The following is a 22,956-nucleotide window of genomic DNA, read 5'->3' on the forward strand; positions in this document are numbered from 1 at the left end:
GATGATCAACAGCTTTGCACTGAATCACGGCGGTTTGCAGCGGGTCGAGCGACTGGACGCCAAGGTGATGCTGTTCAGCGACCCCGACGCCGCCGAGCGCGACTTGCTGCACAGTCACTTCAAACTCGATGAACACGCGCTGGCCTCGGCGCTGGATCCGGACGAGGTGTCGCGGATCGAGTTTCACCCCGATCACTTGTTTCTGATCTGGAAACGCCCGGAGAATTATTCCGGCGGCGGCAGCCTGGCGTTCGAGGTGTCGTCCTGCGGATTGCTGTTCTCACCGGGCCAGTTGCTGGTGATCGCCACGGACGACACGCCGCTGCACGGTGTCGGCACACGTCAGCCACTGAACACGCCGCTGGACGTGTTGCTGGATCTGCTGTTCAACAACATCCATCACTACCTCGGGCATCTGAAGGTGATCAAACTGGTCGCCCGGGAGTTGCAGCAGAAATTCAACGCCTCGATGCAAAACCAGCATCTGGTGCAGATGTTCAACCTCAGCGAGAGCCTGATCTATTACATCAACGCCCTGCACAGCAACGGCGCGGTGCTGACGCGGTTGCGCAATCACGCGGAAAAACAGCATTTCGGCAGCGAAGCCATCGGCCTGATCGACGACCTGATCATCGAAAACAACCAGTGCTACAAGCAGGCGGAAATCTATTCGACGGTGTTCTCCGGGCTGATCGACGCCCGGGGCAACCTGATGAACAACAGCATGAACAACCTGCTGCGCAAACTGACACTGATCAACGTGGTGTTCCTGCCGCTCAACCTGATTGCGAGCATCGGCGGCATGTCGGAATTCAGCATGATGACCGCCGGCACGCCGTGGTGGGTGTCGTACCCGTTGTTCCTGGCGGCGATGCTGCTGGGGGCGGGCGGGATGCTGTTCGGGCTCAGGCGTCTGGCGAAATGACCGGGGCCGGGCGTTTGCGATCCTGCAGGCCCCGAACAACCAGGTACAACAACGGCCCGACTGAAACAAACACCGCCGTCAGCAACAGATACGGCACCACCGACCAGCCCGACTGCCCACGCTTGCGCGCGTCCTTGTACATCCAGACGCCCGCCAGGGTTGCCAGCAGATAGAGATCGATCACCACTTGCGCGGTGTCGGGCCGCGACATCAGGCTGATGCCGAAGTCGATCAGCGACTGCTCGGCTTGCAGCATCACGGAAACGGTATAGCCGCCGAAAGCAATCAATGCAGTGAGGGGCAGGGCGATGGACATCAGGTATTCCTTCCTTGGGCAGATGAGCGAAAGGCCAGCCTACAGACCCGCCACAAAATTCGCCATTGACTTGCCTGCAGCGCCCGGGCTAATTTCGGGGCCATGACTTCCACCGTACTGCGCTGCCAGCCAAGCATTATTACCGCCATTCCTCATTTGGCGGGCTAGCTCACGACTGCAGCACCCAACCCGCCCTAGAGGCGGGTTTTCATTTTCTGTCTCCGGGGTTCCGAATCAAACGTCAGGAGACGACCATGCGCTACAGCCCCGCCCAGCAAGCCCTGCTTGAGCAGTACGTGAAAAAGATCCTCGCCGCGCCGGTGTATGAACTGGCGGTGCGCACGCCGCTGCAACCGGCGCCGGCGCTGTCCGAAGCGCTGGGCAACCGGATCCTGCTCAAACGCGAAGACCTGCAGCCGACGTTCTCCTTCAAGATCCGTGGTGCCTACAACAAGCTGGTGCAGTTGAGCGACGAGCAGAAGGCGCGCGGCGTGATCACGGCGTCGGCGGGCAATCATGCGCAAGGCGTAGCGCTGGCGGCGCGGGAGCTGGGCATTGCCGCGACCATTGTGATGCCGGCAACCACGCCTGAGTTGAAAGTGCTGGGGGTCAGCAGTCGCGGGGCTGAGGCGCTATTGCATGGTGAAAGCTTTCCCTTTGCCCTGGCCCACGCGCTGCAACTGGCTGAGCAGACTGGGCGAACGTTCGTTTCGCCTTTCGACGATCCAGATGTGATCGCTGGCCAGGGCACGGTTGCGATGGAAATCCTGCGCGAGCATCAGGGCGCACTGGATGCGATCTTCGTCCCAGTGGGCGGTGGCGGGTTGATCGCCGGCATCGCGGCGTATGTGAAATACCTACGACCGGAGGTGCGGATCATCGGTGTCGAGTCGGAGCACTCGGCCTGCCTGAAAGCTGCCCTGCAAGCGGATGAGCGAGTGGTGTTGCCCAACGTGGGCACTTTCGCCGATGGCGTGGCGGTGGCGCAGATCGGCGCTTACGGGTTCGAGGTTTGCCGCTTCTGCGTGGATGAGGTCATTACCGTCAGCAACGATGAGCTCTGTGCAGCCATCAAGAATATCTACGACGATACCCGCTCGATCACCGAGCCTTCAGGTGCATTAGCGGTCGCGGGCATCAAACAGTACGTGGCGCAAACCGGCGCACGGAATCAGACATTCATCGCCATCGATTCTGGCGCCAATATCAATTTCGACAGCTTGCGACACGTCGCCGAGCGAGCGGCGGCGTGCGGCGTTGTGGCTTGAAGTTACTCGGGAATGGCCACGCCAACCTTGTCCGAGGCCGACCAGATGCGGAAGCGCACTTCGACGTCCTGCGGTGCGTAGATCACGATCGGCAGCTTGCTGTTGTAGCGCACGGTGAAACCGTCACCGATCACCGGCACGAATGCGCGTTTTTTCTGGGTGCCGGGCGGGCAGGCCATCAGCGTGCTCATCGGGCCGCTGACTTTTTCCAGGCGGTAGAACGGATAGCCCCAGCCTTCGAGGTTTTTCTCTTCGAGGGTGCCGCCCAGGCGTTGGCGGTTGCAGTCGACTTCGAGGGTCTTGCCAGCGAGGATTTCGACTTTGAAGTTTTCTTCCTGGGCCTGCTGCGGCAGGTGGATGACTTGGCGAGTGAAGCCCGCTTCGGCCTTCGGATAAGGCGCGGTGTCTTCAAGTTTGGCGGCATGGGTGAGGGTGGACAGGCTGGCGAGCATCAGGCCGGCGGTCGCGTAAACAGTGAAATTTCCCATTGAAGCCTCCTGGCGGGTGTACGTTGTTTAACGGGCATTCTCACTGCCAAGGGCGATGAATGCAAACCGCCAGCCGCATGCAAATTGCAGTGCCTGCACGAGCGAATCTTGCATTTTGCAACTGGCCAGTGGCCTGCCTTTTTCCCAAGCCTTTGATTTGCAAGGAGGTGAATGCAACCTGATGAAAGGCACGTTTTATGCGTTGATTTGGTGCGGCGCACCGAGTTCGGGCGCCTACACTCCAATGGGCATTTCGCAGTACAGCCGCTTGTCACAACCCAAGGATTCAGCGGGGACACACCCGTGGGAAGCCGTGGCAACGGTCGACGTGAATACTTGATTGGCAGTCTCACAGTAAGGAGAGGTTTCGCCATGTTTCTGTCTGCCTTGGAACTCCGCAACATCATAGAAAGCAGTTTTCTACCGAAACGCTGCCAATGCACGCTGTCCCCGGATCTGTCGATGACCGTCAAAGTGTATGGCGATCACCAAACCGATCAGGTTGAGCTGCAGGTGAGTGGCATCGATGCCAGTCATTTGAACAGCTGTCGCGAAATCAACGGCCTGATCGCCGGGTTGCGCTCGGATCTTGCGCAACAAACGGCAATCCATCATTCAGTGCCGCGATCCCGAGTCGTCTAACCGACTGTTTCACCCAGTTCGACCGTCACGCGCCGGGCCTGCAAGAAGCCAAGGCCCAGCGCGAACTCGACCAGCACCGCGAGCAGAATCCCGGGGCCGGCGTGGCCGTTGAGCCATTCAGCAAACCCCAGCACCGCCAGGCCAAAACAGCCGACGATAAAGCCGTTGCTCAGCGCATTGCGCGCGATCGACACCGGCGCGTTGCGCACCAGATAAAACATCACCCCCAAGGCTGCAAACAGCACCGCACTGCGCCGTGCGACGAATCCAGCTGCCTCCGAATACTCGATGCTCCAGATCGCCAGCAACATCTGTGGCGCCAGACCCCACGCCAAGGAAAGCAGAAAACACAGGCAGAAGGTGAGGGTCGAGAGCGTGCGAAACGACAACTGCATGGCGAATCCTTGCGGCAGTGAGGAGGGCCCCGAGCATACTCTTCGAGACCCGTGCTCGCCTACCGCAAAGCCGCAAATCAGAGCTTTCTGTCAGTTCTGGAAGCTGCACGCGTCAGATAATTTCCGGTAACTGATTTCTTCCGGTTTCCCGGTGCTGTCGAGGTACTTCATGTCGGCGGTGATGACCTTGCACTCCTGCGTCTGCGGCTCGGTCAGGGAAACCACTTTGGCGACATGCAGCGGCATGCCGTATTCATAGGGAACAGCCTTGGAGGTGTCATTGGCCTGGGCCAGCCCGGCAAACGCGGTGCAGGCGAGGGCGGTGGTGAGCAGGAACGGACGAATGTTCATGATGGACTCCGGTGCGACGGTAATTGAGTTCGGCATGTTGCAAGCCAAACCTGCCGCACTGGGCGTCAGCCAGGGGCTGAGGGCGTGCGGTTCAGTAGAGTTTTTGACCGCGGCGTTAAGCGATGGTTAACCGGGCTGAACGCCGGCTGTCTGGGCGGGGATCGATTCGTGGGGGAGTCTCGGCGGATTCCTACAAGGGTGGATGCCTTGTCTGCTTTCGGGGGCTGGAGCGGGGCGGTTATGGTTTGGCGTCGCTGCAAAATCAGCGGCTTAGGTTTGGTCACCTGAAAAACTCGACACATCTGTGCCATGATTCGCGCCGCGGACACTCACGTCTTCGGAGTACATTGCTGTGGCGGCTGTGTGCAGGGGCGCCTTCGGGCGAGCTGATCGGGTTTCTCAGTTGACCAAGCCTTGCATACAGTCCGCCTCCCATCGTTTGGTCACGGTGTCGGCGGGTCATTGAAGCCTATCGAGTAATGACAATGCCAATCCTGAAACCAAGCTCCGCCCGCTATCTCCCACTCAACAGCGGCGTCACCGACAGCGCGCCGCTGGTCATCGACACCCAAGCCAACCCGAAAGACCTCTTCGAAGCCGCCGTGCAACGCATCCGCGCCGCAGCCGACCTGCTCGAAACCCTGCACTGCCTGTGCTTCAAACACGCCGACGTCCAGGACATCCCCCACATCACCCATGCGCTGTACCTGCTGACACAGGATGGCAGTGATTTGCTTCAGGTTGCGCAGCAGAAAATGTTGAACTGGACCGCACCGGTCTGACGTTTCACCAGCGTTCAACGGGGGACGCGATGGTCCCCCGTTGAAGAAAAAACCTCAGCGACTACGGGTAAGGTTTCAGCTCAATCAGCGATTCGCCGGTTGCAGGAACGGGCAGCTCATCCGTTTCGAGGTAAGCATCCGACGGACCGTAAATCAGGTACTTGTGGACGCTTTCATGTCCGACGTTCTCGAATATCACTTGAGGGCTTTTCGAGCCGCTCAATACCCAGCGAGGACGGTTCCTTTCGGCAAACTCCACACGGTGTATCCGTCTGTCGCTTGTATCTCGAAAGAACAAGATGCCTTGTTGGTAGTTGGAGCTGAACTCGCCGGTAATCAGCAAGACATTCACGTCGTTGCCTATAGACACGCACTGCCAATCGACACGGCTGCCATTAGACGCGTCGGCATCCGCATACAAGAATCTGGTTTCGTGTTTCTGACTGATTTTGTAAACGTGAGAGTCGGAGAGGGGATGGCCCCGCAGCAGGGACACTCTGCTGTCGGAGCCGGCGAGATTACACTCAGCCACCGTCGTGAACGGTGGCTGATCGGCAAAGACATGAAGGCTTGATGCGATGAGTCCAGCCGCGATGACTGCGTTGCGCATCAAGCCGACTTCACAACCTGCTTCGGCGAAACAACGGTGCCAGGCTTGTCGTTGGCGGCCGGTGCTGGAATGACCGGCGGTAGAATCGCGATCCCGGTGCCGGCGCCTGGCGCGCCGCCGGTGTTGGCCTTCACCTCGGCACCGCTGATGGTCACACCACCGGCATCAACCTTGACGAAACTGCCGCCAGCCTTGGCCGTGAGTTCCATGCCACCTTCGATAACCACTTTGTCGCCAGCGTGGTAGTGAATCTCCGTGCCTGCTTCCACGAACTGCCCGGTGCCGACCTTCACATGTTGGGTCACGCCGACAGTCAGGTGATCGTTGGCGCGCATTTCGCTCTTGCGATCCAAGTGGGTGATGCGGTGTTCCTCGACCTTGAATTCACTTAAAACATTGGCCTCGACGGTGTCATGCCGTTCGTTGCCGACGCGGATCTTCTGGTCGTGCTCGATGTTTTCGTCCCAGTCGCGCTGGGCGTGGATGTAGATCTGCTCGACGCCTTTCTTGTCTTCGATACGGAACTCGTTGTAGCCCTTGCCGCCCGGTGAACTCAGGGTTTTGAAGGTGCTGCGGGTCTTGTTCGCCGGCAAGTCGTAAGGGACGACGTTTTCCTTGTGGTACAGGCAGCCGGTGACCAGCGGCTGGTCGGGATCGCCTTCAAGGAAGGTCACCAGCACTTCCATGCCGATGCGCGGGATGGCGATGCCGCCATAGGCAGCGCCGGCCCAGCCGCTGGCGACGCGTAGCCAGCAAGTAGTCTTGTCGTCGGCCTGGCCGTCGCGGTCCCAGTGGAATTGCACTTTCACGCGGCCGTACTGGTCGCAGTGGATTTCTTCGCCGGCGGGGCCGGTGACGATCGCGGTCTGGCTGCCGAGGACTTTCGGTTTCGGGTGCTCGAGGGCAGGGCGGTAGTGGGCGTCCCACGGGGTGGCCACGAAGCTGTTGCGGTAGCCCTGGTGGAAATCGCTCTTGTGGTCGGTGACGTCGCTGGTGACGTTTTCGCCCAGCACTTGTGGCTGCTTGCCTTCGTGGAAGATTTCCAGCAGCAGCCACAGGTCGTTCCATTCGGCGCGCGGGTGTTCGGCCAGGGTCATGAAGTGGCCGCTGGTCAGGGTCGGTTCGTCACCCTTGCCTTCGGCGAGTTTGTAGTCGCTGCGGTGGCGCTCCAGCGCACGGGTCGAGAGGAACTTGCCGCGCTCGCGCGTGGTGAAACGGCCGGGGTAGTCGTAGTCTTCCAGGTCCGGCATGAACGCGGATTTGGCCGCGCCTTCAGGCAGAATCTTCGGTTTCTCGAAATCATAATCGCGGCGGCTGACGCGGCTGGTGCGGGTTTCCAGGCGCAGGTTGAAACGCTTGATCACCGGTTTGTCGGCGGCCATGCCGGAGTCTTGCTGGTAGTTGACCGGTTTCAGCTTGCGGAACACGGTCTGGTCGTCGCCGAACACCAGTTTGTGGCCGCTGCTGCTGTGCTGGAAGTGGAAGTGGATGCCTTCCTCCTCGCACAAGCGCTGGATGAAATGCAGGTCGGACTCGTCGTACTGCACGCAATAGTCACGTTCCGGGTACTCGGCGCTGAGCTGGAAGCTGTAGGCGTCGGCCAGAATGCCGCGATCTTCCAGTACCTGAGCAATGATCTTCGGCACCGTCAGTTGCTGGAAGATCTGCTGGTCATGGTTATGCCGCAGGTAGGCCAGTTGCGGCACCAGACTGATGCTGTAACGGGTCAGGGTCTTGCCGGAATCGCCTTGCTCGATGCGATACACCAGACCATGAATCTTGCCCTCGCCGGTGGCGCCGAAGGTCAGGCAGCCGGGCTTGTGCAGGAGTTCTTCAAGTTTGAGGTCGGGGCGGGCGCTGACCAGTTCGATGTCGAAACGGAACGGCTCGTTGAGGGCTTCGCGACCGGTGAAGCTGAGGACTTGCAGGTCGGCGGAAGCGCCTTCGAGCGTGAGGGTAATGTGGGTAGCGTTGGCGTCCAGCATGCCTTGATTTCCGTCCTTTGGATTAGCGTGGGCGGATGGTGCAGGATTAAATCGCCTCGTTCAAGGCGCAAATGCCGTAGAGGCAGTGGTCAGAACCCATAGGGAAAACCCTTAGGCCCACGGTTTGGCCCAGTAAAACAGGCACTTGCGGACGAACCAGTCTGTCGCGAACGCCGAATACCGCGTCCGGGAACAACCAGTCAGTTTCAGACTAAAGTCGCCTGTAGCACGTCAAAGCCATCTGCCATCATTGCCGTTCACCCCCGCGTGTTCACTGCCTCCCGGTTCTTCACTGGTCCGGGACGGGAGCTATTTCTGGTTGTTTGCGCCTCTGCGCAATCGTTGTTCTGTTGGAGTTTTCAATGCGTCCCCCATTTCCCCTCATCACCCCGCGCCAGTCGCTTGGCTTCGGAGCCTTTGTGCTGTGCGCCGGTTTTACCGCACAGGTCCAGGCCAGCGGTTTTTTCGAAGACACCACGGCGAAGATCGAATCGCGCACGGTGTACTTCAACCGCGATTTCCGTGACGGGCACACCTCCAGTGATCAGGGCGCGTCCAAGCGCGAAGAGTCGGCGCAGGGTTTCATTCTCAATCTGCAATCGGGCTACACCGAAGGCACCGTGGGTTTCGGGATCGATGCGCTGGGCATGGCGGGTTTCCAGCTCGATTCCAGCCCGGATCGCAGCAACAGCGGCCTGTTGCCGTCCAGCGGCGACAACCCGCGCGGTTCAAAAGGTCAGTACGCGAAGATGGGTCTGACCGCCAAGGTCAAAGTCTCGGATACGGTGCTGAAATATGGCGCGCTACTGCCGGATCTGCCATTGCTCAAGTACAACGACGGCCGTCTGCTGCCGACCATGTTCAACGGTGCGATGCTGACCTCCAAAGAGGTGAAGAACCTGACCTTCATGGCCGCGCGTCTGGACAACTACACCGCCCGGGACTCGACCGATTCGCAAGACATACGCGTGCACTGCAAGAACAAGCGTTATGCGTGCAACACCACCGCCGATCATTTCGACATGTACGGCTTCGACTACAAGATCAACGATCGCCTGACCGCGCAGTATCACTACGCCGAACTGGAAGACATCTATCGCCAGCACTTCGTGGGTCTGTTGGCCAATCAGCCGCTGGGTGACGGTGTGTTGAAAGCCGATCTGCGTTTGCTGAAAAGCGCCGACAGCGGCGATGCGAAAGCGGGCTCAATCGACAACCGCGCGTTGAGCGGCATGCTGTCTTACGGCATCAGCGGTCACACCTTCAGCGCTGGCTGGCAGCGTATGAACGGTGACAACTCGATGCCGTATCTGGATGGCAGCAACCCGTATCTGGTGAACTACGTGCAGGTCAACGACTTCGCCGCCGCACAGGAACGTTCCTGGCAGCTGCGTTATGACTATGACTTCAAAGCGATCGGCATCAATGGCCTGAGCTTCCTGACCCGTTACGTGAACGGCGATCACATCAAGGTCCCGGGCAGCGATCAGGAAGGCAAAGAGTGGGAACGCGACAGCGAGTTGAAGTACGTGATCCAGACCGGGACGTTCAAGGATGTCAGCCTGCGGTTGCGTAATGCGACTTACCGCACCAACTACGAGAAGTTTGCCCGGGATGTGGATGAGACCCGTTTGATTGTGAGTTACAACTTTTCGGTGTTGTAACCCATAGGCCGGCGGTGTCTGAACTGACGCCTTCGCGGGCAAGCCCGCTCCCACAGGATCTACGTCGTTCTCTAAAGTTGTGGTTACCGTAGATCCCTGTGGGAGCTGGCTTGCCAGCGAAGGCGTCCTAAAGAGCACCGAGAGTCAGAGCCAATGCCAGAACCGGCTCCAGAACCCGCGATTCAGATCATCCTTGCACGCCGCGTATTGCTGACCGTACATGTCCGAGCGGTTCTGCACCTTGCGCGCCACCGGCATCAGCCACGCCTTGCTGGCATAAGTCTTCTGGCGGAAACCGCCCCAGCCTTCGTGGTAATTGAGGTATTGGTTGTAGGCGTCGTACTTGTACACGCCGTTGATCGAGGTGGTCTTGTCCATGTACCAGCCGACGAAGTCGATGGCGTCGTCGAAGTCCTCGCGGTCGGCGCCATATCGGCCGGTGCTTTTCTGGTAGTCGGACCAGACTTCATCCTTGGCCTGCGCATAACCCGAGGCTGTCGTGACGCGACCCCATGGGATCACCCACAGCAGGTATTTGCGCGGCGTCTTGGCGTCATAGCGGTAGCCGGACTCCTGATACATGATCGCGAACGGCACCTGGATCGGTACGCCCCAGCGCTTTTGCGTGACTTGCGCCGCGTCGTACCAATCACTTTTTTCGCGGAAAATCTCGCAGAGGTTTTCCGGCGAACGCGGCGGCGATGTTCCGCAACCGGTCAACAGTGCCGCCAATACCAACAGTCCAACCGTGCGCCGCGAATTCAAAAGCCGTCATCCCGTCGTGCAAAAAAGGGCGCCAGTCTACGCGGTCAGGTCAACTGGTGGCGATAAGGCAAATCCGGACCTGTTTTACTGCATGTAAGGGCGGCGGCCTGTACGGCAAACCTGAGCATGCCGTCGATCTGCTCGCGGCTGAGGTGCTGAACGCCTTCCACCGAATCGAGCTCATGCTCGGTCAGCCAGGTGATCAACGCGGCCTGGAAGGTATCGCCGGCGCCGACGGTGTCGGCGATTTTCACCGAGCTCGCCGGCACCGACCATGAACCGTGAGTGCGGCTGAACACGGTCGCGCCTTCACCGCCACGGGTCAGGAACACGACCTGGCAGCGATACTGCAACCAGCCTTCGATGACGCGCGCCGGATCCTGTTCGGGGTACAGCAGGCTCAAGTCTTCGTCGCTGACTTTGATCAAGTCCGCCAACGGCACCAGCGTAGCGATTCGTTCGCGCCACAGGTCGATGTTCGGCTCGGGGTTGAGGCGCACGTTCGGGTCGAGGCTGATCAGGCGTTTGCCGCTTTCACGCTGCACCAGCGCAAGCAAGGTATCGGCAATCGGCTGCACCACCAGTGAGAAGGAACCGAAGTGCAAACCACGCACTTCAGGGCCCAACGTTGGCAGGTGCGCCAGGCTCAACTGGCGGTCGGCGCAACCCTCGCCACGGAAGCTGTAATGCGGCGAGCCATTGGCGCCCACCGCGACCATCGCCAGGGTGGTCGGCGCGGCGAAATCCACCAGGTAATCCGGGCGTACGCCTTCATCCTGCAGCACTTGCTGCAAGCGCCGGCCGAGGTAGTCGGTGGACAACCCGCCAAACAGCGCCGAATCCACGCCCAGTCGGCGCAAACCCACCGCCACGTTGAACGGTGAACCACCGGCAATTGCCTTGAAATTGACTTTCGATGCCTGTCCGCCGGCATCGTCTTCGCTGAAGAAATCGAACAGCGCTTCGCCACACACCAGGTACATAGTTGTTTGCTCTTTATAAGGTTGCGACATGCAGTCGATAGCGTTCATAGGCCTGCTGGAACGCCTCGACATTCGCGGCAACCGGCAGGGTTTCACTGTTCAGGTCGAGCTTCACGCAGCGTTCGCACAGGTCGGCCAGGGTGTCTTCGTGGCCGTTCGACCACGACTTGCACCACGCCGCCTGAATCGCCGCGCCCAGCGCTGCGGCTTCGCTTTGCTCGGTGCAGATCACCGGGGTGTTCATGATGTCGGCGACGATCTGCCGCCACACCGCGCTTTTCGAACCGCCGCCGATCAGGCAAATGCTGCGGCTTTGTAAACCATTCTGGCGTAGCAGATCCAGTCCATAACGCAGGCCGAAGGTGGTGCCCTCGACGGCGGCGCGGCACAGATTGGCTTGCGTCAGGTTATCGATGGTCAGGCCGTGCAGGCTGCCGGTGGCGTGGGGCAGGGGCGGCACGCGTTCGCCGTTGAGGAACGGCAACATGCTTACGCCTTCTGCGCCGATCGGGGCCTGGTCCACCAAGGCATTGAAGGCGTCGAGATCGAGGTTGAACAGTTCGCGGATCGCGCCGGTGGCGTTGGTCAGGTTCATGGTGCAGATCAACGGCAGCCAGCCGCCGCTTGACGAACAGAAGGTCGCGACCGACGCGTCCAGGCTGACCTTCGGTGCCTCGGCGTAGGCGTACACCGTGCCGGAAGAACCGAGGCTCATGGTGATCGCCCCCGGCTGAATATTGCCGGTGCCGATGGCGCCCATCATGTTGTCGCCGCCACCGCTGGACACCAGTGCGTTGGGGTTGATGCCCAGTTGTTCGGCGACCGCCGGCAGAATTGTGCCGACCGTTTGATGGGCATCGATCAGCTCTGGCAGCGCGGATTGCAGACGACCGCTGGCGTCGATGTCGCGCAGCAGCTGCAGATCCCATTGACGGGTGCGCACGTTGAAATAGCCGGTGCCGGACGCATCGCCGTATTCGCTGCATGCACGACCGGTGAGCCAGAAATTCAGGTAGTCGTGGGGCAGCAGAACTCGCGCGATGCGCGAGAACACATCCGGATGCTGTTCCTTGGTCCACAACAGTTTGGAGACGGTGTAGCCCGGCGCAATGACCACGCCGAGACGTTCCAGCGAGCCTTGTTCACTGCCCAGGTGAGTCAGCAGGCGATCGTTTTCAGGCGTGGTTTCGGTGTCGCACCAAAGCTTGGCCGGGCGTAGGACCTGGCCTTGATCGTCGAGCAGCACCAGGCCGTGTTGCTGGCCGGAAACGCCAATGCCCTGGATCGACTGGCCGTCGACATTTGCCGCCAATAAAGCGCGGCGGGTGGCGAGGGCGAAGGCTTCCAGCCATTGCGCGGTGTCTTGCTCGCGACGGCCGTTGGCGCCGCTGATCATCGTGTGGGCGGCGGCGCCCTGGCCGAGAACCTGACCGCTGACAGCGTCGAGGATGATGGCTTTGGTGCCTTGGGTGCCGCAGTCGATGCCGAGGAATAGTTGTTGTTTGTGCATGGTGTGAACCTGTTGGTTTTTTGGCGACTTCTAAAGCCACCCCTCACCCCAACCCTCTCCCCAGAGGGGAGAGGGGGAAAGGGAGCAGATTTGTGTAGGTTTCAATTCCTGAGTTCGGCTCCGGACTTTCAGGTCGATGTAGCTCGAATAAACACCTCAGTCGGCTCCCTCTCCCTCCGGGAGAGGGCTGGGGTGAGGGGCTTTTCAGGCCAGAATACGCTCGAGAGTCCGAGTGACGCCTTCTTCACGCAAGCTATTCAGGCACCACTCGAACGCCGCAACAAACTCTGGCGAACGCGGTATCGCCACCCCGAAAATCTCCTCGACCCCCAATAACCGCTCAGTGATCAAAGCATCCTCTGCCACCAACCCCTGACAGAACGCGGCCCGAGGATCCGGAATCGAATAAGTGTCACCATTCTCATCCACACCCTTCAAGTAAAGCGCCCAGGCCGCCACCACCAACGCTGCCCGTTTGGTCTCCTGCCCATCGGCAATCAACCGATTGATCGTCGGAATAGTGAACTTGGGAAACTTCGACGACCCATCCGAGCAAACCCGCTCAAGCTGATCGGCAATCGCCTGATTGGAGAACCGCGCCACCAGCGTGTCCTTGTACTCGGTCAGGTCGATCCCCGGCACCGGCGCCAGTTGCGGGGTCACGTCCAGGTCCATATAGGCGCGCATGTAGCGCACGAACAGCGGGTCGTTCATGGTCTCGTGAACGAAGCGGTAACCCTTCAAAAAGCCCAGATAAGTCAGGGCCAGGTGACTGCCGTTGAGCAGTTTGATCTTCATCTCTTCGTAGGGCGAAACATCATCGGTGAACTGCACGCCGACCTTTTCCCAGGCCGGTCGGCCGTTGACGAACTTGTCCTCCAGCACCCATTGCACGAAGGGTTCGCAGACCACCGGCCAGGCGTCATCAACGGCGTGTTTGTCCGCCAGTTGCAGGCGATGCGCGGTGCTGGTCATCGGCGTGATGCGGTCGACCATGGCGTTGGGGAAACTGACGTTGGCGTCGATCCAGTCGTGCAGGTCCGGATCCAGCAAAGCAGTAAAGGCCAACAGTGCCTTGCGGGTGACGGCGCCGTTGTGCGGCAGGTTATCGCAGGACATCACCGTGAACGCCGGAGTGCCCGCCGCACGCCGCTTGGCCAGTGCGGCACAGAGGAAACCGAACACGGTTTTCGGCTGTTGCGGGTAGGTCAGGTCGTGCTGAATCTGCGGCAGGTGCGCCATGAACACGCCGTTGCTGTCGTCGATGCAGTAACCGCCCTCAGTGATGGTCAGCGAGACGATGCGGATCTGCGGATCCGCAAGCTTGTCGATCAGCACCTGGGCGCTGTCCTCAGCCAGCAGCATGTCGCGGATCGCGCCGATGACGCGGACTTCGGTGTCGTCGCTGTCGCCCAGTTCGAACAGGGTGAACAGGTAATCCTGCTCCTTGAGGTCGTCACGCGCGCGGCGGTCTTCGGCGCGCAGGCCGACGCCGCAAATCGCCCAGTCCAGCGCTTCGCCGGTGTTCATCAGCGCATCGGTGTAATACGCCTGATGCGCGCGATGGAAGCCGCCGACGCCAATGTGGGCGATGCCCTGGCGGGTGTCGCTGAGGCTGTAGGCCGGAAGCTTCACTTCGGGGGCCAGGCGGTTGAGGTTTTGCTTGTTCAGTTTCATCGGGTCAGTCTCGAAATCAGGCGGCCGCGCGCAGCGGGCGGGTCAGCGCCACGCCGTCGGCATCGAACAGATGGCAGTGGGCAGCGTCCAGGTGCAGGTTCAATTGTTCGCCGTAACGGCTCGCCAGATCACCGCGCACGCGCATGGTCAGGGCTTCGCCGGCGTTGGTCTTGACGTGGCAGAAGGTGTCGCTGCCCAGCCGCTCGCTGACGTCGGCGGTGACTTGCAGGGTGCAGTCGCCCGCTTGCGCCAGTTCCAGATGTTCCGGGCGAATGCCCAGGGTCACGGCGCTGCCGACGCTCAGGTTCGACGCGTTGAACGGCAGGGTGATGCGGGTACCGGCCTCCAGCGAGACTTCGCAGCTCGCGCCATCGATCCGCATGATCTGGCCTTTGAGGAAGCCCATTTTCGGCGTGCCGAGGAAACCGGCGACGAACAGGTTGGCGGGATTGTGATACAGCTCCAGCGGCGAGCCGACCTGCTCGATCTTGCCACCATTGAGCACCACGACCTTGTCGGCCATGGTCATGGCTTCGACCTGATCGTGGGTCACGTAGATCATCGTCGCTTTCAAATCTTTGTGCAGGCGCAGCAGCTCCAGGCGCATCTGTACCCGCAGGGCGGCGTCGAGGTTGGACAGCGGCTCGTCGAACAGGAAGATTTTCGGGTTGCGCACGATTGCCCGGCCGATGGCAACGCGCTGACGCTGGCCGCCGGACAGTTGTTTCGGCTTGCGTTCGAGCATCGGGCCCAGTTCCAGAATGCGCGCCGCTTCGCCGACTTTCTTCTCGACTTCAGCCTTCGGTACGCCGGCCAGATCGAGGGCGAACGACATGTTTTTCTTCACGGTCATGTGCGGGTACAGCGCGTAGGTCTGGAACACCATCGCCAGATCACGCTTGGCCGGGCTGACTTCGGTGATGTCTCGTCCGTCCAGTTCGATGGTGCCGCCGCTGACTTCTTCAAGACCGGCGATCAGTCGCAGCAGGGTGGATTTGCCGCAGCCCGACGGGCCGACGAACACCACGAATTCCTTGTCGTTCACCTCAAGGTCGATGCCCTTGATGATGGAAAAACCTTCGAAGCCTTTTTGCAGATTCTTGATTTTCAGGTTGGCCATGATGGCGCTCCTTTTGCGAATTCTTATTTGACGGCGCCGAACGACAGGCCGCGCACCAGTTGTTTCTGGCTGATCCAGCCGAAGATCAGGATCGGCGCGCAGGCCAGGGTCGAGACGGCCGACAACTTGGCCCAGAACAAGCCTTCGGGGCTTGAGTAGGAAGCGATCAACGCGGTCAGTGGCGCGGCTTTGGACGAGGTCAGGTTCAGCGACCAGAACGCCTCGTTCCAGCACAGGATCAGCGACAGCAGCACGGTCGAGGCGAGGCCACCCTTGGCGATCGGCAGCAGCACGCGGAGCATTTCCTGGGCGAGGGTGGCGCCGTCGAGGCGGGCGGCTTCGAGGATGTCCTTGGGGATGTCCTTGAAGTAGGTGTAAACCATCCAGACCACGATCGGCAGGTTGATCAGCGTGTAGATCACGATCAGCGCAATGCGCGTGTCGAGCAGGCCGAAACTCTTGGCCAGCAGGTAGATCGGCATCAGCACGCCCACCGGCGGCAGCATCTTGGTGGAGAGCATCCACAGCAGCGTGCCCTTGGTGCGCTGTGTTTCGTAGAACGCCATCGAGTAGGCCGCCGGCACCGCGATCAGCAGGCACAGAGCCGTGGCGCTGAAGGAAATCACCACCGAGTTCCAGGCGAAACTGAAGTAGTCGCTGCGCTCGTTGATGTGTAGGTAGTTCTCCAGCGTCGGCGTGAAGATGAATTGCGGCGGCGTAGCGAAGGCGTCGATTTCGGTCTTGAAACTGGTCAGCACCATCCAGAAGATCGGGAAGAAAATGATGATCGCGATGGCCCAGGCCAGCGTGCCGAGCAGCAGGCTTTGCAGCCGGCGGGATTGTTGAAGAGTCATGGCAGGCCTCAGGCTTTGTCAGTCAGGTTTTTGCCGATCATCCGCACCAGAATGATCGCGGCGATGTTGGCGATGACCACGGCGATCAGGCCGCCGGCCGAGGCCATGCCGACGTCGAACTGCACCAGCGCCTGGTTGTAGATCAGGTAGGCGAGGTTGGTCGATGCGTAGCCGGGGCCGCCGTTGGTGGTAGTGAAGATTTCGGCGAACACCGACAGCAGGAAGATGGTTTCAATCATCACGACTACGGCAATCGGGCGTGCCAGGTGCGGCAGCGTCAGGTGCCAGAAGATCGCGATCGGGCCGGCGCCATCGAGGCGGGCGGCTTCTTTCTGTTCCTGGTCGAGGGACTGCATGGCGGTCATCAGGATCAGGATCGCGAAGGGCAGCCATTGCCACGAGACAATGATGATGATCGACAGCAGCGGGTAGTGAGCGAGCCAGTCCACCGGCTGCGCGCCGAACAGTTTCCAGATGTAGGCGAGGATCCCGGACACCGGATGGAAAATCAGGTTCTTCCAGATCAGCGCACCGACCGTGGGCATGATGAAGAACGGCGAAATCAGCATCACCCGCACGATGCCGCGACCGAAGAACTCGCTGGCCTCCAGCAGCGCACTGATCAATACGCCGAACACCACGCTGATCAGCAGCACGCTGCCTACCAGCAGCAAGGTGTTGGTGGCGCCGGGCATGAAGCCGGAGTCGGTCAGAAAGTAGGTGAAGTTTTCCAGCCCGACAAATTCGTTGGTGCCCGGGTCGAGCAGGTTGTAGCGGATCATCGAGAAATAGACGGTCATGCCCAGCGGCACGATCATCCACAGCAGCAACAGGGCCACCGAAGGGCTGACCAGAAACCAGCCGGGATTGGCCACACGGCTTTTGCGCCGGGGCTGCGATAGGTCGATGTGGGCTTTGGCAGTTGAAGTATTCATGGCGTTTACGACCGAGTCATACAGACCTATGGAGATCCCATGTGGGAGCGACGGTGCGACGATTCGACTTGCTCGCGAAGGCGTCGTGTCAGACAACAAAATGTTTCACTGATACACCGCTTTCGCGAGCAAGCCCGCTCCCACAGGAGGCAGGAGCAAGCTTTGCGAGTTACTTCGGATAACCCGCGCGCTTCATCTCGCGTTCGGTGGTTTGCTGGGCGGCGGTCAGCGCCTGGTCGACCGTGGTCTGGCCGATCAGTGCGGCGGAGAACAGCTTGCCGACCTGTGTGCCGATCCCCTGAAACTCGGGAATGGTCACCAGTTGAATGCCGATGTAAGGCACGGGTTTGAGGGTCGGTTTGCTCGGGTCGGCCGCTTTCAGCGATTCCAGCGTGACCTTGGCAAACGGCGCGGCGCTCATGTACGCGTCGCTGTAGGTCGAGGCGCGGGTGCCCGGCGGAACGTTGGCGATGCCGTCGGTCTTGGCGACCAGTTCGCCGTACTCTTTGGAGGTAGCCCAGGCGCTGAATTGCTTGGCGGCTTCCTTGGCCTTGGAGCTGGTCGGAATCGCCAGCGCCCACGAGTACAGCCACGCCGAGCCTTTGTCGGTGACCTGATGCGGCGCGTAGGTGAAGCCGACGTGATCGGCGACCTTGCTTTGGGTTTTGTCGGTGACGAACGAGCCGGCGACGCTGGCATCGACCCAGATCGCGCATTTGCCGCTGTTGAACAGGGCGAGGTTCTCGTTGAAACCGTTGCTGGAGGCGCCCGGCGGGCCGGATTTCTTCATGGTGTCGACGTAGAAGTTCAGCGCGTTTTTCCATTCCGGACCGCTGAATTCCGGTTTCCATTGCTCATCGAACCAGCGCGCGCCATAGGCGTTGGCCACGGTGGTGATCAGCGCCATGTTTTCCCCCCAACCAGCCTTGCCACGCAGGCAGATGCCGTACTGCTCCTTGTCCTTGTGGGTGAGCTTTTCGGCGAAGCCGGCGATCTGCTCCCAGGTCGGACGCTCCGGCATGGTCAGGCCGGCGTCCTTGAACAGGTCGGTGCGGTAGTAGGTGATCGAGCTTTCAGCGTAAAACGGCAGGGCGTACAGCGAACCCTTGACTGACAGGCCTTCGCGTACGGACGGGAACACGTCATCTAGGGCGTAGCTGGCCGGCAGATCCTTCATCGGCTCCAGCCAACCCTTGGCACCCCAGAGTGCGGCTTCGTACATACCGATGGTCAACACGTCGAACTGACCGCCCTGGGTGGCGATGTCGGTGGTCAGGCGCTGACGCAGAACGTTTTCTTCCAGCACCACCCAATTGAGCTTGATGTCCGGATGCTCGGTCTCGAAGGTTTTCGAGAGCTTTTGCATGCGGATCATGTCGCTGTTGTTGACGGTGGCGATGGTCAGGGTCTGGGCGCCAAGGCTGACGCTGCTGAGGGTCATGCAGGTGAGGGCCAGCAGAGCTTTTGCAGTGGGTTGCATCGTGCACTCCTTTTCTGCACCCGGCGGGGGCAGAAGGACAGTTATTGTTTTTGTGTTCTTCCGGCGGGGGAAGAATGTGCACTGATTACAGCCTTCTGACGCAGGGCTGACAAATCATCCCTAGCACTTGAATCGATACTTTTTTGCACTCGGGATTGGCGCGATAAACGCAGGGAAGGGCGTTTCAGCAGGGCGATGGGCGCGAAACCGTACAGATTTTCCTGTTCAGCCGTGGTTTTGCTCGGTCAGGCGCTGCACCACCAGCCGCCGGTAATGCGAAGGCGTCATGCCTTTGAGCTGCTGAAAGCGCCGATTGAAATTGGAAATATTATTGAAGCCCGACTCAAAGCACACTTCGGTCACCGGCTTGTCGCCATCAGCCAGCAACTCGCAGGATTTACTGATGCGCAGGCGATTGACGAATTCGATGAAGTTGCGCCCGGTCGCCTGCTTGAACACGCGGCTGAAATAGGTGGGTTTCATGCCCAGGTGCTCGGCGACCTCCTCAAGGGGTAGTTCGCGGGCGTAGTGGGCGAAGATGTAATCCACCGCGCGGTTGGTGCGGTCGATGTTGTGCTCGTCGGCCAGTTGCGGGGTGGTTGCGCCGGACAGCAGTTGGTAGTCGTCGCAGGCCGCCAGCAATTCCATCAGGATGAAAAAATGCCCGAGACGGGTGATGCCGGTTGAATCGGCGATGCGTTGCATCAGGGTCATGGCCTGACGGATTGTCTGCGGGGAGCGGAATTCGATGCCGTACTGCGCACGCTCAAGCAGTGGCGCCAGGGTCTTGAGTTCGGCGAACACCTGATGACCGCTTTCGAACAACTCATCGGTGAAGTTGACCAGCATGTCGCGTTTCTCGACCACCTCGTCTTCGGCCACCTGGCTGATCCAGTTGTGCGGCAGATTGGGCCCGGTCAGGAACAGCGTCTGCGGGTAGAAGTTGCCGATGTAATCGCCGATGAACACCTTGCCCGAACTGGCGACGATCAGGTGCAGCTCGTATTCCTTGTGAAAGTGCCAGCGCACCAGCGGGCAGGGGAAACCATGCTGGCGATAGATGATGGATAACCCGTTGTGGTCATCCATCAGTTCATAGGAAGGGTCGGTGACGCGGGCTGTTCGGGTCATGGTCGGATGCTTTTTTTGTTATCGCCCGGCGATCATGCCTCTTTGCGCGGCCGTTACGCCAGTAGGCGATCAGCAGGGCGCAGGTGCGCCTTCGTCTGATTCACTGCCCGGCAGAACGACACGATGTTGGTTTCTTCGATGAAGTCGACGTTGATCACGTTGCACTTCATTGCCCAGTCACTGTTGTTCGGGTCGAACCAGTCGTTCAACTCCTTATGAATATCGACCGGCCCGCCCAGCGCCGTGTAACTGGTGGCGGACAACGACCAGGGTTTCCAGGAGCCCGGTGGGGACTTCAGGACATTGCCGATGAATTGCTTCAGTTCCGCCGTTCCGGTCAGGTCGTTACCCGACCATTGATGGTTGATGTAATCGATGAACACGCTGCGATCCAGTTGCCAGTGCGAACGGGCGGCAACGAATATACGTTGCTCATTGTTGATTTGTTTAAGCTGGCCGAGGCTGGCACTCAGATTTCGACTCGGAATCAAACGGTGGCCGAGAAAGTGAATCATCATGTTATTGAAATAGACATAATCGAAGTCGTTGCCATCCAGACTATGGAAGTCAAGAACAATGAACTCATCCGGGTTTTGTTTCAGGAAACTTTCCAGGTCGGTGATCAGGTTACCCAGGGTTCGGGAGTTGCGGTGCCCGCCATGGTGAGCACGAAACTTGCCGACGCCTTCTGCCTTGGAGTCGTAGATCAGGCGAATGTCCAGCACCCTTGCGCCATGGTGTAGCTGAGCGTGGAACGAATCATGCTGGCAGGCGAGCCAGTGGCGGGGTGGGCCGAAAACTGGATAATCGGCGCGCCAGTCGCTGCCGGCGTTGTGGGTTCCTGGCAGCGTCAACTCAGAAATGGAAAGAGAATCGATGGAAGGTGTCGCCGCCATCCAGTCATGGGTGGCGAAGTTGTTGTTGTCGATCATGTATGCATCCTGCACTAGTTGATTGATTGCACCACTTTCAAATGATAAGAGTGGTGAAGGCAGGATGTTTATAGTGTTTAATTTGTTTATTTGCCAACGATGGATTGATGCAATTTATTGGCTCTTGTGTTTATACATTTCGAGAGCGAATTACTTGTTCAGGTTTTTTGCTTCAATCCACTGCGCCATGTATTGCGTACTTTTATGTGAATGATGTCGCAGCATGCTGCCGGTGAAATTGTTCTTTCTTAGTTGGGCAAGATTTTTACGGCAGTCCAACAGTTTATTGATTAATGCCGGACCATGTATCGCTTGCTGATAAACGTCCTCGAGTAGCGTTTGCCCATGGGACCGGGCCGCTTGCCAGGCAATGTCATCGCTATAAAGCTTCACTGCGGCATTGGCCAGATCCTGCGCGGTGCGGCAGATCGCCCCCGGCCATGGCTGATCGGTATGCATGCCTTCAGCCCCGATCGGCGTGGTGACACTCGGTGTGCCGCAGAGCATGGCATCAATCAATTTGCCCTTGATTCCGGCGCCAAAACGCAAGGGCGCCAGGCAGATGCGCGCATCGGACATGACCTGCAACGCATCCTCGGCCCAGTTCATGATGTGAAAACCCTGCGCGGCATTGTGCAGTGCTGCTGCCTTGGGCGGCGTGTAGGCGCCGTACAGATGCAATTGGGCTTTTGGCAGTTGCTCGCGGATCAGCGGCCAGACGGTGGATTTCATCCACAACACGGCGTCCCAGTTCGGCGCGTGACGGAAGTTGCCGATACTGAGGAAATGCGCGCGCTCCTCGAAGGGTTTCGCTGGCGTACTCGGTGGCTCGACCATCAAGGGACACCAGTGCAACAGCTCGGGCGGCAGCTTGAACTGCTGCACCAGCAACTCGATTTCCACCTGCGAGATCATCAGGTTCAGGTCGCAGCGATACAGGGCGGCGATCTCGCGTTTGGCCAGATCGGTGTCCGCCATCAGCTCGAACTCTTCAGCCAGCGCCGGGGCAAATAGCTCAGCGAAGTCGTTGGCGTCATCGCTGAGCTTCAGCCGGTTCTTCAACCGCTGATGCCGTGCATGCCGCAAGCTTTGCAGGTCCGAGGTTTCCAGTACCCGCAGGGCATCGGGGCAATGTTTCTCCACGCGCCAGCCGAATTGCTCTTCGATCATGAACTGGTCGAACAACACGATATCCGGCATCAGTTCGCTGATGAATGTGTCGAAACTGCTGTTGTTCAGTTCGATCGGGACTTCGCGGATGCCCAGCGCGGTCAGGTCGGCGCGGTGTTCGCCAGTGCCGGCCGGGCTGGCAAAAGTGATTTGCCAGCCCTGTTGCAGGAACGTCTCGAGAATCTGCATCACATGCCCGCTCGCAGCGGAGGAGCGGGGTTCCGGCCAGACGTAACCAATGACGAGGACTTTGGTTGCGGGCTGACTCATGAGAAACGGTTCCTGAAACGAAGAGACGGAAAAAAGGCGCGCGGATTAGACCATAATCCACGTGTCGGGTGATCCGTGTTTATTGGGTGTGCATCGGGCAAGACCGAGCAAGAAGACCACCGGCAGGGCGCGTGACAGCGTCATTCAGGTATTGAAGTCTCGCGTTCAGGATTGCCCGAGTACGGATTTGACCTTGTCACGCAGTTGATCAATGGAAAAAGGCTTGCCGATTACGTGCATGTCCTTCGGTACTTCAATCGTTTCTGCATAACCGCTGGCAAACAGAATCGGCAGGGCGGGGCGAATGTTGCGGGCTTCGGTGGCCAGTTGACGGCCATCCATGATCGGCAGGCCGACGTCGGTCATCATCAGGTCGATGTGCTGGTTCACGTCCTTGAGGATTTCCAGCGCCTGTTCGCTGCCGTCCGCTTCCAGGACCTTGAACTCCAATTCCTCCAGCACGTCGACGATCAGCATGCGCACGATGGCATCGTCTTCTACTACAAGGATGGTGGACACAGGGCTGGACATAATGGCGGCTCTCAAGAATGGGGGACGGGGCACCGGTCGATCAAAAATGCCGGGCTCTTGCATGAGTAAGTGGCGCATAGCCACAAGTTCCCGAATGGATACAAAAAAGAATAGGCGCAAACGGGGGGGGCAAGGATAACCGTTGGCCTTGGATTAGGCGCAGGCAATTGTA

At 59.5% G+C, this 22,956-nt stretch carries 23 protein-coding genes and 1 pseudogene; 6 read left to right on the forward strand and 18 right to left on the reverse strand.

Going from position 1 to position 22,956, the window contains the following annotated elements:
* Position 1: 1 nt before the first annotated feature.
* The gene (locus tag GQX66_RS22940; protein ID WP_240871667.1) at positions 2-925 is read left to right on the forward strand and encodes a magnesium transporter CorA family protein; all 924 of its coding nucleotides are present in this window, start codon (positions 2-4) and stop codon (positions 923-925) included.
* Here GQX66_RS22940 and GQX66_RS22945 read toward each other — a convergent pair.
* Positions 906-1,244 (reverse strand): DUF2834 domain-containing protein, encoded by a 339-nt coding sequence (locus GQX66_RS22945; RefSeq protein WP_240871904.1) that lies wholly within the window; start codon positions 1,242-1,244, stop codon positions 906-908. The genes GQX66_RS22940 and GQX66_RS22945 overlap by 20 nt on opposite strands.
* Positions 1,245-1,495: 251 nt before the next feature.
* Between GQX66_RS22945 and ilvA the strand changes: the two are divergent.
* Positions 1,496-2,485, forward strand: a pseudogene (gene ilvA / locus GQX66_RS22950) (threonine ammonia-lyase, biosynthetic); the annotation flags it as partial.
* Between the two features lie 26 nt (positions 2,486-2,511).
* Here the strand turns inward: ilvA and eco are convergent.
* Positions 2,512-2,997 carry a serine protease inhibitor ecotin gene (gene eco / locus GQX66_RS22955; protein WP_085745761.1) on the reverse strand — a complete coding sequence of 162 codons (486 nt, stop codon included), beginning with the start codon at positions 2,995-2,997 and terminating at the stop codon, positions 2,512-2,514.
* A 372-nt stretch (positions 2,998-3,369) separates the two neighbouring features.
* Between eco and GQX66_RS22960 the strand changes: the two genes are divergently transcribed.
* Positions 3,370-3,639 (forward strand): DUF1652 domain-containing protein, encoded by a 270-nt coding sequence (locus tag GQX66_RS22960; protein WP_085745760.1) that lies wholly within the window; start codon positions 3,370-3,372, stop codon positions 3,637-3,639.
* Here the strand turns inward: GQX66_RS22960 and GQX66_RS22965 are convergent.
* Together GQX66_RS22965 and GQX66_RS22970 are read right to left on the reverse strand one after the other, a co-directional pair.
* A complete protein-coding gene (locus GQX66_RS22965; RefSeq protein ID WP_064596409.1) occupies positions 3,636-4,034 on the reverse strand; it encodes a hypothetical protein in 399 nt (132 codons plus the stop codon). The genes GQX66_RS22960 and GQX66_RS22965 overlap by 4 nt on opposite strands.
* Before the next feature lie 90 nt (positions 4,035-4,124).
* Entirely contained in the window at positions 4,125-4,385 is a 261-nt protein-coding gene (locus GQX66_RS22970; RefSeq protein WP_085745758.1) for a DUF2790 domain-containing protein, read from the reverse strand.
* On the opposite strand from GQX66_RS22970, the gene GQX66_RS22975 reads away from it, so the two are divergent.
* Both GQX66_RS22975 and GQX66_RS22980 read left to right on the forward strand, forming a co-directional pair.
* On the forward strand, positions 4,378-4,515 hold the full coding sequence (locus GQX66_RS22975; protein WP_240871668.1) for a hypothetical protein: 138 nt from the start codon (positions 4,378-4,380) through the stop codon (positions 4,513-4,515). The two genes, GQX66_RS22970 and GQX66_RS22975, sit on opposite strands and share 8 nt — an antisense overlap.
* Before the next feature lie 355 nt (positions 4,516-4,870).
* Positions 4,871-5,167 (forward strand): hypothetical protein, encoded by a 297-nt coding sequence (locus GQX66_RS22980; protein ID WP_240871671.1) that lies wholly within the window; start codon positions 4,871-4,873, stop codon positions 5,165-5,167.
* Positions 5,168-5,228: 61 nt separating this feature from the next.
* Here the strand turns inward: GQX66_RS22980 and GQX66_RS22985 are convergent, their stop codons facing one another.
* Positions 5,229-5,777, reverse strand: coding sequence for a hypothetical protein (locus tag GQX66_RS22985; protein WP_085745756.1), 549 nt, complete (start codon positions 5,775-5,777; stop codon positions 5,229-5,231).
* Entirely contained in the window at positions 5,777-7,762 is a 1,986-nt protein-coding gene (locus GQX66_RS22990; protein WP_240871674.1) for a type VI secretion system tip protein VgrG, read from the reverse strand. The genes GQX66_RS22985 and GQX66_RS22990 overlap by 1 nt, the downstream gene beginning before the upstream one ends.
* Positions 7,763-8,124: 362 nt before the next feature.
* Here GQX66_RS22990 and GQX66_RS22995 point away from each other — a divergent pair, with 362 nt between their 5' ends.
* Positions 8,125-9,426 (forward strand): OprD family porin, encoded by a 1,302-nt coding sequence (locus tag GQX66_RS22995; RefSeq protein WP_240871676.1) that lies wholly within the window; start codon positions 8,125-8,127, stop codon positions 9,424-9,426.
* Between the two features lie 144 nt (positions 9,427-9,570).
* Here the strand turns inward: GQX66_RS22995 and GQX66_RS23000 are convergent, their stop codons facing one another.
* From GQX66_RS23000 to GQX66_RS23055, 12 genes are all read right to left on the reverse strand, one after another.
* Entirely contained in the window at positions 9,571-10,191 is a 621-nt protein-coding gene (locus GQX66_RS23000; RefSeq protein ID WP_236188607.1) for a hypothetical protein, read from the reverse strand.
* Positions 10,192-10,235: 44 nt separating this feature from the next.
* Positions 10,236-11,174: a carbohydrate kinase gene (locus GQX66_RS23005; RefSeq protein ID WP_240871678.1), complete on the reverse strand. Its 939-nt coding sequence runs from the start codon at positions 11,172-11,174 to the stop codon at positions 10,236-10,238.
* 13 nt (positions 11,175-11,187) lie between these two features.
* Complete coding sequence (xylB, locus tag GQX66_RS23010) at positions 11,188-12,684, reverse strand: xylulokinase (RefSeq protein ID WP_240871679.1); 1,497 nt, start codon at positions 12,682-12,684, stop codon at positions 11,188-11,190.
* Positions 12,685-12,888: 204 nt separating this feature from the next.
* Complete coding sequence (locus tag GQX66_RS23015) at positions 12,889-14,361, reverse strand: mannitol dehydrogenase family protein (protein ID WP_240871682.1); 1,473 nt, start codon at positions 14,359-14,361, stop codon at positions 12,889-12,891.
* A 16-nt stretch (positions 14,362-14,377) separates the two neighbouring features.
* Positions 14,378-15,481: a sn-glycerol-3-phosphate ABC transporter ATP-binding protein UgpC gene (gene ugpC, locus GQX66_RS23020; RefSeq protein ID WP_240871684.1), complete on the reverse strand. Its 1,104-nt coding sequence runs from the start codon at positions 15,479-15,481 to the stop codon at positions 14,378-14,380.
* A gap of 23 nt (positions 15,482-15,504) precedes the next feature.
* Entirely contained in the window at positions 15,505-16,335 is an 831-nt protein-coding gene (locus GQX66_RS23025) for a carbohydrate ABC transporter permease (protein ID WP_007957423.1), read from the reverse strand.
* Positions 16,336-16,343: 8 nt separating this feature from the next.
* Complete coding sequence (locus tag GQX66_RS23030) at positions 16,344-17,270, reverse strand: sugar ABC transporter permease (RefSeq protein WP_039768250.1); 927 nt, start codon at positions 17,268-17,270, stop codon at positions 16,344-16,346.
* A 169-nt stretch (positions 17,271-17,439) separates the two neighbouring features.
* On the reverse strand, positions 17,440-18,750 hold the full coding sequence (locus GQX66_RS23035) for a sugar ABC transporter substrate-binding protein (RefSeq protein WP_240871687.1): 1,311 nt from the start codon (positions 18,748-18,750) through the stop codon (positions 17,440-17,442).
* A gap of 225 nt (positions 18,751-18,975) precedes the next feature.
* Positions 18,976-19,881: an AraC family transcriptional regulator gene (locus GQX66_RS23040; protein WP_011334055.1), complete on the reverse strand. Its 906-nt coding sequence runs from the start codon at positions 19,879-19,881 to the stop codon at positions 18,976-18,978.
* A gap of 53 nt (positions 19,882-19,934) precedes the next feature.
* The gene (locus GQX66_RS23045; RefSeq protein WP_240871905.1) at positions 19,935-20,810 is read right to left on the reverse strand and encodes a phospholipase; all 876 of its coding nucleotides are present in this window, start codon (positions 20,808-20,810) and stop codon (positions 19,935-19,937) included.
* A gap of 153 nt (positions 20,811-20,963) precedes the next feature.
* Complete coding sequence (locus GQX66_RS23050) at positions 20,964-22,253, reverse strand: glycosyltransferase (RefSeq protein WP_240871688.1); 1,290 nt, start codon at positions 22,251-22,253, stop codon at positions 20,964-20,966.
* Between the two features lie 165 nt (positions 22,254-22,418).
* Complete coding sequence (locus tag GQX66_RS23055) at positions 22,419-22,784, reverse strand: response regulator (RefSeq protein ID WP_085745746.1); 366 nt, start codon at positions 22,782-22,784, stop codon at positions 22,419-22,421.
* Positions 22,785-22,956 lie beyond the last annotated feature (172 nt).

Source organism: Pseudomonas sp. B707 (assembly GCF_022496685.1).
Classification (GTDB): Bacteria; Pseudomonadota; Gammaproteobacteria; order Pseudomonadales; family Pseudomonadaceae; genus Aquipseudomonas; species Aquipseudomonas paraglycinae.

Excerpts from the sequence above, each read along its gene's own strand:
- GQX66_RS22990 (WP_240871674.1), bottom strand. The coding sequence starts at position 7,762 with ATGCTGGACGCCAACGCTACCCACATTACCCTCACGCTCGAAGGCGCT.
- GQX66_RS23050 (WP_240871688.1), bottom strand. The coding sequence starts at position 22,253 with ATGAGTCAGCCCGCAACCAAAGTCCTCGTCATTGGTTACGTCTGGCCG.
- GQX66_RS22965 (WP_064596409.1), bottom strand. The coding sequence starts at position 4,034 with ATGCAGTTGTCGTTTCGCACGCTCTCGACCCTCACCTTCTGCCTGTGT.
- GQX66_RS22940 (WP_240871667.1), top strand. The coding sequence starts at position 2 with ATGATCAACAGCTTTGCACTGAATCACGGCGGTTTGCAGCGGGTCGAG.
- GQX66_RS22980 (WP_240871671.1), top strand. The coding sequence starts at position 4,871 with ATGCCAATCCTGAAACCAAGCTCCGCCCGCTATCTCCCACTCAACAGC.
- GQX66_RS22985 (WP_085745756.1), bottom strand. The coding sequence starts at position 5,777 with ATGCGCAACGCAGTCATCGCGGCTGGACTCATCGCATCAAGCCTTCAT.
- xylB (WP_240871679.1), bottom strand. The coding sequence starts at position 12,684 with ATGCACAAACAACAACTATTCCTCGGCATCGACTGCGGCACCCAAGGC.
- ugpC (WP_240871684.1), bottom strand. The coding sequence starts at position 15,481 with ATGGCCAACCTGAAAATCAAGAATCTGCAAAAAGGCTTCGAAGGTTTT.
- GQX66_RS22975 (WP_240871668.1), top strand. The coding sequence starts at position 4,378 with ATGTTCATGATGGACTCCGGTGCGACGGTAATTGAGTTCGGCATGTTG.
- GQX66_RS23025 (WP_007957423.1), bottom strand. The coding sequence starts at position 16,335 with ATGACTCTTCAACAATCCCGCCGGCTGCAAAGCCTGCTGCTCGGCACG.
- GQX66_RS23055 (WP_085745746.1), bottom strand. The coding sequence starts at position 22,784 with ATGTCCAGCCCTGTGTCCACCATCCTTGTAGTAGAAGACGATGCCATC.
- GQX66_RS22995 (WP_240871676.1), top strand. The coding sequence starts at position 8,125 with ATGCGTCCCCCATTTCCCCTCATCACCCCGCGCCAGTCGCTTGGCTTC.
- GQX66_RS23005 (WP_240871678.1), bottom strand. The coding sequence starts at position 11,174 with ATGTACCTGGTGTGTGGCGAAGCGCTGTTCGATTTCTTCAGCGAAGAC.
- GQX66_RS22970 (WP_085745758.1), bottom strand. The coding sequence starts at position 4,385 with ATGAACATTCGTCCGTTCCTGCTCACCACCGCCCTCGCCTGCACCGCG.
- GQX66_RS23015 (WP_240871682.1), bottom strand. The coding sequence starts at position 14,361 with ATGAAACTGAACAAGCAAAACCTCAACCGCCTGGCCCCCGAAGTGAAG.
- GQX66_RS23030 (WP_039768250.1), bottom strand. The coding sequence starts at position 17,270 with ATGAATACTTCAACTGCCAAAGCCCACATCGACCTATCGCAGCCCCGG.
- GQX66_RS22960 (WP_085745760.1), top strand. The coding sequence starts at position 3,370 with ATGTTTCTGTCTGCCTTGGAACTCCGCAACATCATAGAAAGCAGTTTT.
- GQX66_RS23035 (WP_240871687.1), bottom strand. The coding sequence starts at position 18,750 with ATGCAACCCACTGCAAAAGCTCTGCTGGCCCTCACCTGCATGACCCTC.
- GQX66_RS23040 (WP_011334055.1), bottom strand. The coding sequence starts at position 19,881 with ATGACCCGAACAGCCCGCGTCACCGACCCTTCCTATGAACTGATGGAT.
- eco (WP_085745761.1), bottom strand. The coding sequence starts at position 2,997 with ATGGGAAATTTCACTGTTTACGCGACCGCCGGCCTGATGCTCGCCAGC.